This is a genomic window from Neisseria sp. P0022.S010, from assembly GCF_051956635.1.
The window spans coordinates 1-3,379 of the sequence record NZ_JBQCXF010000324.1 but is presented as its reverse complement, the minus strand read 5'-3'; the positions used below and the strand labels follow the sequence as shown (position 1 = coordinate 3,379).

3 protein-coding genes are annotated in these 3,379 nt (G+C 50.9%); all 3 read right to left on the bottom strand.

The features are described 5' to 3' along the window. Positions 1-7: 7 nt before the first annotated feature. Genes ACTHUT_RS16115 through ACTHUT_RS16105 form a run of 3 tightly spaced genes read right to left on the bottom strand, consistent with a single transcriptional unit; the run spans position 8 to position 3,261 of the window. Positions 8-922, bottom strand: a complete 915-nt coding sequence (locus ACTHUT_RS16115) for an AAA family ATPase (RefSeq protein ID WP_250600860.1) — start codon at positions 920-922, stop codon at positions 8-10. Positions 923-956: 34 nt separating this feature from the next. Further along, positions 957-2,954, bottom strand: a complete 1,998-nt coding sequence (locus tag ACTHUT_RS16110) for a Mu transposase C-terminal domain-containing protein (protein WP_440419057.1) — start codon at positions 2,952-2,954, stop codon at positions 957-959. A gap of 43 nt (positions 2,955-2,997) precedes the next feature. Further along, positions 2,998-3,261 carry a helix-turn-helix domain-containing protein gene (locus ACTHUT_RS16105; RefSeq protein WP_079453753.1) on the bottom strand — a complete coding sequence of 88 codons (264 nt, stop codon included), beginning with the start codon at positions 3,259-3,261 and terminating at the stop codon, positions 2,998-3,000. Positions 3,262-3,379 lie beyond the last annotated feature (118 nt).

Here is a 3,379-nt window from a genome sequence, read left to right as displayed (position 1 = left end):
GCCTTTCTTATCGGATAATCAGGGAGCTGTATTTCTTAACGATACCGGCCTGCATCTTGATACCGTTCTTGTTCGCCGTGCGTACCGCGCCGCGCATCAATTTGCTCATCCGGCGCGTATTGCCGTTACTATGTTTAACCAGTTCCAAGAGCGTTTCTTCGTCCGCATCAGGCAAAGCCGCTTTCGCAATCTCAAAGAGTTCGTCATCCGGCAAAGATTCGCCCAAATTCAGCGCAACAGACACTCGGCTATAAAGTTGCACCAGCTCGCCATGCTTACCGCGCAAATTCGCAACCAGTCGGGGCATACCGCTCAACACCAAGCCGCAGCCAGTCTCATCGTGCAGACGGCGTACAATTTCAAGGGCGCGTAGCGGCAGGTTTTCCGCTTCATCGACCACAATCAGACGGCCCGAATCGCGCAGGCGGTCAGATACAGACTCAAACAAATCATTCAGACTGCCCATCGCCGATACCTTCGCCGCCGTCGCCAACTTGCGCATCAAGACCAAAGCCGTAAAGCTCGGATTAGCCTCAATCAAGATGGCCGCTGGGTTTTTCTCGCAGTAGTTTTTGACCGCCTGCGTCTTGCCCAAGCCAGCCTGACCGTAGATCACCACCGTTTCGCCGCCTTCGTGCGCATCGCGCATCACTTCCGCGATTCGGCGGGTCGTCTTAGTCGATACAAAACCCAACACCAGCTCTTCACGTTTCGCTTTGCTGTCCTGCATCTCCAAAAACGCCTCGATTTTCGGCTCGATGGTTTCATAATTACCGCCTTTTTCCGCATAAGTGCCATTCAGATACATACTGATGGATGCCGGCGAAGTACCGATACCGCGTGCCAGTTGGGTTTGGTTCATCCCTGATTTGGCTTTAAATTCAGCCAGTTTTTGTTGCAATGTATGATTGATTTGTTTCATTTTTTTAGTCCTTTTAAAAGAGGTTTAAACCGTTTTAACTTCTATCCGCCTCAAACAGCACAAAATCGTCTGTGCCCGTTTTCTGCAATACCGCATACTCCGCCTCGATGACGTTTCCGCCCAAATGTCCCAGCTCGTCCCAAGCTGCCGCCTGTTCCAGTGCCGGATTGACTTCCGCATTCGCGAGCTTGATTGCATTTTCCGCCCGCTTGATTTTGCCTTTTCGGCGGTTTTCCGCCAGTTGGTCGCGTCGGCTGACCGGGAACGCCTCGCGGGTATTGCCGTTGATTTGCGCCTTAGCGATGAACTTGCCGTCCATATCAAATACATTGACAAAATCAGCGTCGTCCAAATCGTAGCTGACCCGTACCTCGTCTTTGTGATACTCCGCCAGCTCGACCGAAAAATAAGAGTTGTTGAACAAATCCAGCCAACCGCGATGTACCTTTCGTACCTCTTGCGGCATAAACATCGTCGCCAGCTCTTCCGCCGACAACATATCCGGCGCAATCCCGTCCTGTTCCAGCCTCATTTCCCGATAAGCCTTCGGCGAATAATGCCCGCCTTCAGGATGTCGGGGCAGCTCGCCGTGCGGACGGTTGTTGTAATCATCGATACACTTGACCACATCCGCGATAAAACGCGACCAGCTCGGCAGTTTTTTCAAATATTTCTGTTGTTCCTCCGTCAAATCCTTGCCTTTTTCCAAAGCGTTAAAAGCACTTTCCATCTTGCGGTACATCAGGTTCTTCGTGCTGCTGTCCATCCCCGCGCCCGCAAACGTCTCATACTGCCGCGCCATCTCAATCAGATTGTCTTTCCACCATCGCTCAATGATGCCTCGGCCTTGCGGGTTGCCCGCGATACCCGTTTCATGGCGGATACCCAGTCGGGACGTAATACCCGTGATTTCATGGTCAATCGTCTTGCCGGTTTGGCCGCCGCCGTTATCCGAGTAGTAGATAATCGGCAAACCAAAGTGCTTGACCCCGATACGCAGAGCGTCCGATACCGCCACACAACTTTCAGCCAACGACACCGAAAAACCGACCACAAACCGCGTACAACCATCAATAATCACCGTCACTTCCGGCTTAAACGGTCTGCCGTGTACAGGGTGCGCCACCTTCGCCTTAAAGCTGTGTCCGTCTCCGATCCAAACATCGTTAGGCTTCAAAGCCCCCCAATCACGTTTCACATAAGGCAGCAGCGATTTATAAGCCGCCCCCGTTTTCCTGCCGCGCTCCTGCATAATCATCGGCAGTTTGTCCCAAACGCGCCGCACCATACTCAAATTAGGCACATCATTGACCGGCATATTTTCCGCTTCAGCCCACTGCACAAACCGGCGGTAGCTGTGCGCTAGCTTTGGCGCGGACGGAATATTGTGAAACTGCATAAACATCGGCAACCATCCGTAACTTTCAATCGGCTTGACCGCCTTCGTCGTCTTCGGAGCCAAAGCAACCAACCGCTCCGTCGCGTTTTCCGCTTTAAGGTAGGCAGAAATCCAGCCGTCTAAAGTACGTTCGCCAACCTTCGCCGACCGGCTGCGGTCATTGGCCTTTTCCAAGTTCCCAAGTGTGACCGCGTCCAATTTACCTTCTGCCAGCAAGCCCAAAAACTGAGCCACCGCAGCCTTCCCAGAGCAACCGTATTGATATTTGATACCCAACACCGCCGCCACCACCGCACATCGCGCATCCGCCACCAACCGTTGTTTCTCATTCAACAGCTTGGCCGCTTCAGCCAGTGCCTGAGCCGACATCGCCGTCCCCGGTCTGACTTGGGGCAGCATTTTCGGCATCTTCTCTGCCAGCTCGTCCGACTGCCGTTTCATGATGGCTGCTCGGATTTCGGCAGGAAGGGAAGCGATTAAGTATTTTTTCAGACGGCCTCCACGCGCTTTGCCAACTTCTTCGATGTACGGCCAGTCCTGCGTTTTGGCACGGTATCTAATGCTTTCTAGGTTCTTGGGAAGACAGGGCAAACTTAAATTTTTCAGCTCCTCTAAGGATATGGTGTTGCTCATTTACTGCTCCTGATATAAACTTTTGTTTACTCTTTTGAGTAAGTTAAACCTGTTTGGGATAACGGCTAGGCCAAATCTCTTGAGGTGGGATGCCGAGAAAGTCTGAAATAATCCGTTCGCCTTTTGGATATTTAAATTGCAACGCGCTTTTTAATGTATTCGCGCTTAACCCGGATTCGATTGATAGTGCAGTAATTGTTTTCCCGCGTTTACGAACTGCTGCCACAATTTCCGCACGATGCCAATCTTGTTTTTGTCTTTCCGCATCTTCAATTTTCACCATTAATCTTTCTTTTAGGGTTTCCATACGCATTCCTTTTGGGTTTGTTTGCTAAGTCATATGACTTAGTGAAACGAATAATACTAACCAAAAGGATAGTTGTAAACCCTTTTGGTTAGTCAATTTACAAATAAATGGCGATTAT

Bases quoted from the DNA above. Each gene is read 5' to 3' on its own strand.
- ACTHUT_RS16115 (WP_250600860.1), bottom strand. From the start codon at position 922: ATGAAACAAATCAATCATACATTGCAACAAAAACTGGCTGAATTTAAA.
- ACTHUT_RS16105 (WP_079453753.1), bottom strand. From the start codon at position 3,261: ATGGAAACCCTAAAAGAAAGATTAATGGTGAAAATTGAAGATGCGGAA.
- ACTHUT_RS16110 (WP_440419057.1), bottom strand. From the start codon at position 2,954: ATGAGCAACACCATATCCTTAGAGGAGCTGAAAAATTTAAGTTTGCCC.